The organism is Burkholderia sp. Ap-955 (assembly GCF_011753045.1).
Taxonomy (GTDB): Bacteria; Pseudomonadota; Gammaproteobacteria; order Burkholderiales; family Burkholderiaceae; genus Burkholderia; species Burkholderia lata_D.
On record NZ_VWWH01000174.1, the window covers coordinates 1 to 5,361 of the forward strand.

Below are 5,361 nucleotides of genomic sequence, written 5' to 3' on the forward strand. Positions count from 1 at the left end.
GATCACGAGCAGACGCTGACGGACCTCGACGCGGCGGCCGGCGACGGCGATCTCGGCGCGAGCATGCTGCGCGCCGCGCAGGCGATCGTCGCACTGCCGGACGCCGCGTACGGCACGCCGGCCGGCGCACTCTCGGCGCTCGGCGCTGCGTTGCGCCGCGCGATCGCCGGCAGTTCGGGGCCGTTCTATGCAACCGCACTGCTGCGCGCATCGCGCCGGCTGGCCGATATCGCCGAGCCGTCGGCGCGCGACTGGGCCGCGGCGTTCCGCGGCGCGGTGGATTCGATCAGTGAACTGGGCGGCGCGCATGCCGGCGACCGGACGATGCTCGATGCGCTGGTACCGGCCGTCGCGGCATTCGAGCGTGCGCTCGATAACGATCTCGATCCCGCAAGCGCGTGGGCCGCGGCAGTCGAAGCCGCCGAGCACGGCGCGCAGGAAACCGCACGCATGACGCCGCGCGCCGGGCGCGCGAGCTATCTCGGCGAGCGTGCGATCGGCACGCCGGACGGCGGCGCGGTCGCGGTGTCGTATTGGCTGCGTGCGTTGCAGCCACACATCGCGTAAAAGGGTGAAGGTTGAAGGCGCGACAGTGCGCCTTCAATGCATCGGCACGCAAGACGCCATTGCGCGTGACGTGCCGATGCCGTGGATCATTGCAATACCGGTCGGCTTCACCTCCGCCGACATTCGCATCGAAGCGTCCGCAATCAATCAGCCCGTCTTCGTCCGCCCGGGCAACAACGCCGCACCAACCGCCGCCACGCCGAAGCTCGCGAGCCAGCACCAGTAGCCGATCGCGTCGAGATGCACGGGCTCGACGTTCCCTGCTTCGTCGACGGCAATCTGGTGCTGCGACAGGAAGCTCACCCCGAACAGCAACGCCAGACCGGCCAGCACGACCGCCTGGGCGCGGTAGCGCTTCGCGGTCAGCAGCCAGGCAGCGAACACGAGCGGATTTGCGAGCCATGCATAGATACCGACGAGCACGCCCATCCAGCCCGTCAGCAGCACCTGCCAGCCGTCGGCCCATGGATGCGGAGCAGGCGCGCCGGTGCGGAACGGCGCGGTGAACATGGCGACCAGATAAAGCGCGACGCTGATCGCGAGCAGCACGGTCGTGGCGCGGCCCATCGGCGGGCGAATGGGCGCGGTGGCGGGAGTCGATGGTTTCATGGGCGGGCCGGGCGTCCGGCGTCGCGGCGCGCCGCCGGACTCACCCGATGCACGTCGCTCAGACGCCTTCGACCAGCACGGCGCGATAGCGCGCGCCCTTGAAGCGGTGCTGGGCGACGGTCTGGTATTCCGGGCCGTGATACCACGCGTGCGCGGCTTCCTTCGACGGAAACTCGACGATCACGACGCCTTCCGGGCCTTCGCCCTCGAGCGTTTCCTGCGGCCCGTAGGCTGCGAGCACCTTCACCGGGTGCCCGGCGAGCGTTGCGCCGACCTTGCTCTGGTAGAGGTCGAATTCCTGCTGGTCCTGCATGCTTTCACGTGTAAACACGATGTAGGTGGCCAAGATACCTGCTCCTGATGCGATGCGTGGAAGGGGGAAGAGCCGGCCGCGCATCGCCTGGTCCGGCGAACGGCACGCGACCTGCCAGCAGCTTACAGGGGTTTGCCGACGAACGTCGGGGCTGGCCGAGTGCGCGTCCGACCGGCTTGCTGCGTGCGACAACGGTCACCCGCGTACGGATCCTGCCGCGCGCGGATGACCGGAACGGCGCCCGTCACGCAAGCGTCGCGGTGGCCTGCATCGTCAGCCAGCCGTCGCGATCCTTCGCCCACAGCTCGATCGTCCGGCCGTCATCCGAAGGCTGGCCGCACAGCATGAACGGCTCCCCGTCGAACGTCGGGCGCACCGCGCGAAACGCGAAGCTCGCAAGCGTCGCGTCGGGCCGCTCGCGGTGCACGAGATCGACGAGCAGCGTTGCGATCAGCGGGCCGTGCACGACGAGCCCCGGATAGCCTTCCTCCTGCGTCACGTAGCTGCGGTCGTAGTGGATGCGGTGACCGTTGAAGGTCAGCGCCGAATAGCGGAACAGCATCACGGTGTCGGCCGTGACCGTACGCGACCACGTCTCGCCCGCCGGCGCGGCGATCGGCTTCGGCGCCGGCGAGCCCGGCTGCGGCGCATCGCGATAGACGATGTCGTGCTCTTCCTCGACGCACAACACGCCGTCGCACTCGATCCGGTGCTGCACCGTCACGAAGACGAGCCGGCCGCTGCGGCCCGTCTTGTCCTCGATGTTCTCGATCGTCGATTCGCGCGTCGCGCGCCGGCCTGTATGGAGCGGCGCATGGAACGCCAGGCGGCCGCCGGCCCACATGCGGCGCGGCAGCGGCACGGGCGGCAGGAAGCCGCCGCGCTTCGGGTGGCCATCGGGGCCGACTTCGGCCAGCGGCGCGATGGGCAGGAAATAGAGCCAGTGCCACATCGGCGGCACGACGTCGCCGGGCGACGGGCGGTCGAGCGTGGCGGCCAGCGCGTTCAGCGGAAACGCGGTGATGTCGTCGCCAAGCGTTTCGGTCTTGCCGAGCCACGCGTCGAGCGACGCCTGGCCAGAGGGCTGCGAGGATGAAGTGGACACGTGCGGAATCTCCGGAAGGCTTGCGACGGCCCCAATATGCACGCAGTGCGCCGTTTCGCGAAGCCGGATTTCCCGAACCCCGGCTTCGAGCCTGCCTGACCTGCCGAGCGGCCCCGCCGGACGACTTTCATCTGACCATTCGATCGTGGCCGTCGCATGCACGACCGCATCGACAACCTTACAGCTTGACCATCCCCGGCACGCCGCCTAAATTGCTTCAAACGGGCGGGCCGAACCGCGTGCGACGTGTCATCCGGGTGACAAAAACGATAGTTTGCTATCGAATTAATTTGCCCCTATCATCTCGCCCATGACCAATCTGCACGACCTCCGCCTCGCCGTCAGCAGCCTTCTCGTGCTGTCCGCGCGCAAGTGGCGCCGCACCAGTGACGGCGTGCTGACCACGTACAACGTGTCCGAGGCCTGCGCGACGCCGCTGCTGATCGCCGGGCGCCTCGGCGAAGGCGTGCGCCAGGGCACGCTCGCCGAATACGTCGGCATCGAAGGGCCATCGCTCGTGCGCCTGCTCGACCAGCTGTGCGCGGCCGGCCTCGCGCGCCGCGACGAGGATCCGCACGACCGCCGCGCGAAGACGATTTCGCTGACGGCCGCCGGCCGCGCGGTCACCGCGAAGATGGAGGAAGACCTGCGCGTGCTGCGCGCGCAGGTGCTCAAGGGTGTCACGCGCGCCGATCTCGAAGCGACGCTGCGCGTGCTCGATGCATTCAATGCCGCCGAGTCGCACACACCCGTCGCGCGCGCCTCCCACACCGGTGACGCCGCGTCATGACCTACCCGAGCCTGCGCGACTGGCTGTTCTCGGGCAAGACGTTCGCCGCGTCGATGCTGGCGCTGTATCTCGGCCTGTATTTCCAGTTGCCGCGCCCGTACTGGGCGATGGCGAGCGTCTACATCGTGTCGAACCCGTTCGTCGGCGCGACGCGCTCGAAGGCGCTGTATCGCGCGCTCGGCACCGCGCTCGGCGCCGCCGCCGCGATCTTCTTCGTGCCGCCGTTCGTCGAGACGCCGCTGCTGTTCGCGATCATCGTCGCCACCTGGTGCGGCACGCTGCTCTACCTCGCGATCTCCGACCGCACCGCGCGCAGCTATGTGTTCATGCTCGCCGGCTACACGATGCCGCTGGTCGCGCTGCCGACCGTGACCGATCCGTCCACCGTGTTCGACGTCGCGATCGCACGTACCGAGGAGATCGTGCTCGGCATCGTGTGCGCGAGCGTGGTGGGCAGCGCGATCTTCCCGAACCGGCTCGCGCCGACGCTGATCGAGCGCACCGACGCGTGGTTCAAGGATGCCGCGTTCTACGGCCGCGAGACGCTGTCCGGGCACATCGCCGGCAAGGCGCTGTCCGCGTGCCGGCAACGCCTCGCGGCGACCATCACGGGCCTCGAATTCCTGCTGAGCCAGCTGAGCTACGACCATGCGCACCCGCGCATCCTCGCGCGGGCACAGGCGCTCGCGGGGCGGATGCAGCTATTCCTGCCGCTGATGTCGTCGCTCGCCGATCCGTTGATCGCGCTGATGCGCGACCTGCACATCCGGCCGGCCGGGCTCGACGAGCTGCTCGCCGATGCCGCGAAGTGGTTCGACGCGCCGCTGCCGGCCGTGCGGGCCGGCTCCGATGGCGACATGGCCGACGACCCCGTCGCGGAACACCTGCGCGAACGCATCGCCGCGCTGCAGCCGCGCGACGACGCGCTCTCGAGTTGGGACGGCGCGCTGCTGTCGAACGCGCTGTGGCGGCTGCGCCAGGTCATCGACATCTGGCAGGACTGCCGCTCGCTGCGCGCGCTGATCGGCAACGAAGCGGGTGTCTGGCAGCCGCGCTACCGGCACTGGCGGCTCGGCGGCACCGAGCGCTTCTACGATCGCGGGATGATGCTGTTCTCGACGTTGACCGTCGTCGCCGCGATCGTGTTCGCGAGCTGGCTGTGGATCGCGTCCGGCTGGCACGACGGCGCCGCGGCCGTCACGCTCGTGGCCGTGTCGTGCAGCTTCTTCGCCGCGCTCGACGAGCCGGCGCCGCTGGTGTTCAAGTTCTTCCTCGCGACGACCGCGAGCGTCGTGTTCGCGGGTCTGTACCTGTTCGTCGTGCTGCCGCACGTGCACGATTTCGCGATGCTCGTCGTGATGTTCGCGGGCCCGTTCATCCTGATCGGCACGCTGCTGCCGCGCCCGCAGTTCAACATGGTGACGATGCTCGTCGCCGTGAACACGGCCACCTTCATCAGCATCCAGGGTGCGTACGACGCCGACTTCTTCGTGTTCCTGAACAGCAACCTCGCGGGCGTCGCCGGGTTGTTGTTCGCGTATGTATGGACGCGTGCGACGCGGCCGTTCGGTGCCGAACTCGCGGTGCGGCGCCTGCTGCGCTCGGGCTGGGAAGATGTCGCGCGCTCCGCGTCGACGCAACCGCTCGACGACCAGCGCAACCACGCATCGCGGATGCTCGACCGCGTCACGCATCTGCTGCCGCGCCTCGGCGCGTCCGACGATCATCGCCACCCGTCGATCGAAAGCTTCCGCGACCTGCGCATCGCGCTCAATGCGCTCGACCTGCGCCGCTCGCGCCGCCGGCTGTCCGGCGACGTGCCCGATGCGATCGATCGCGTGCTGGCCGGCGTCACCGACCACTACGAACGCTGCGCCGCCGCGAACGCGCGCCAGCCGGCGCCGCCCGCGCTGCTCGCGACGATCGACGACGCACTGCAACGCGTCGCGGGCCGCAACCTGCCGGGCGCCGCGCCGG

The 5,361-nt window shown here is 69.4% G+C and carries 6 protein-coding genes; 3 read left to right on the forward strand and 3 right to left on the reverse strand.

What is annotated here, in order from left to right; all coding sequences use genetic code 11:
* Positions 1–567 (forward strand): DAK2 domain-containing protein (locus F3J15_RS36785; protein WP_166897639.1); only part of this gene is annotated, 567 nt, incomplete at its 5' end.
* A gap of 147 nt (positions 568–714) precedes the next feature.
* Here F3J15_RS36785 and F3J15_RS36790 read toward each other — a convergent pair.
* The 3 genes from F3J15_RS36790 to F3J15_RS36800 all read right to left on the reverse strand — a co-directional run bounded on the left by F3J15_RS36790 (position 715) and on the right by F3J15_RS36800 (position 2,594).
* Positions 715–1,176, reverse strand: a complete 462-nt coding sequence (locus tag F3J15_RS36790; protein WP_166897642.1) for a hypothetical protein — start codon at positions 1,174–1,176, stop codon at positions 715–717.
* 58 nt (positions 1,177–1,234) lie between these two features.
* Positions 1,235–1,522, reverse strand: a complete 288-nt coding sequence (locus F3J15_RS36795) for a DUF1330 domain-containing protein (protein WP_166897644.1) — start codon at positions 1,520–1,522, stop codon at positions 1,235–1,237.
* A gap of 211 nt (positions 1,523–1,733) precedes the next feature.
* Positions 1,734–2,594, reverse strand: a complete 861-nt coding sequence (locus tag F3J15_RS36800) for a MaoC family dehydratase N-terminal domain-containing protein (RefSeq protein WP_166897647.1) — start codon at positions 2,592–2,594, stop codon at positions 1,734–1,736.
* Between the two features lie 310 nt (positions 2,595–2,904).
* On the opposite strand from F3J15_RS36800, the gene F3J15_RS36805 reads away from it, so the two are divergent.
* Together F3J15_RS36805 and F3J15_RS36810 are read left to right on the forward strand one after the other, a co-directional pair.
* Entirely contained in the window at positions 2,905–3,384 is a 480-nt protein-coding gene (locus F3J15_RS36805) for a MarR family transcriptional regulator (protein ID WP_089448998.1), read from the forward strand.
* The coding region (locus tag F3J15_RS36810) for an FUSC family protein (protein WP_166897650.1) at positions 3,381–5,361 on the forward strand (1,981 nt) is incomplete at its 3' end. The genes F3J15_RS36805 and F3J15_RS36810, both read left to right, overlap by 4 nt.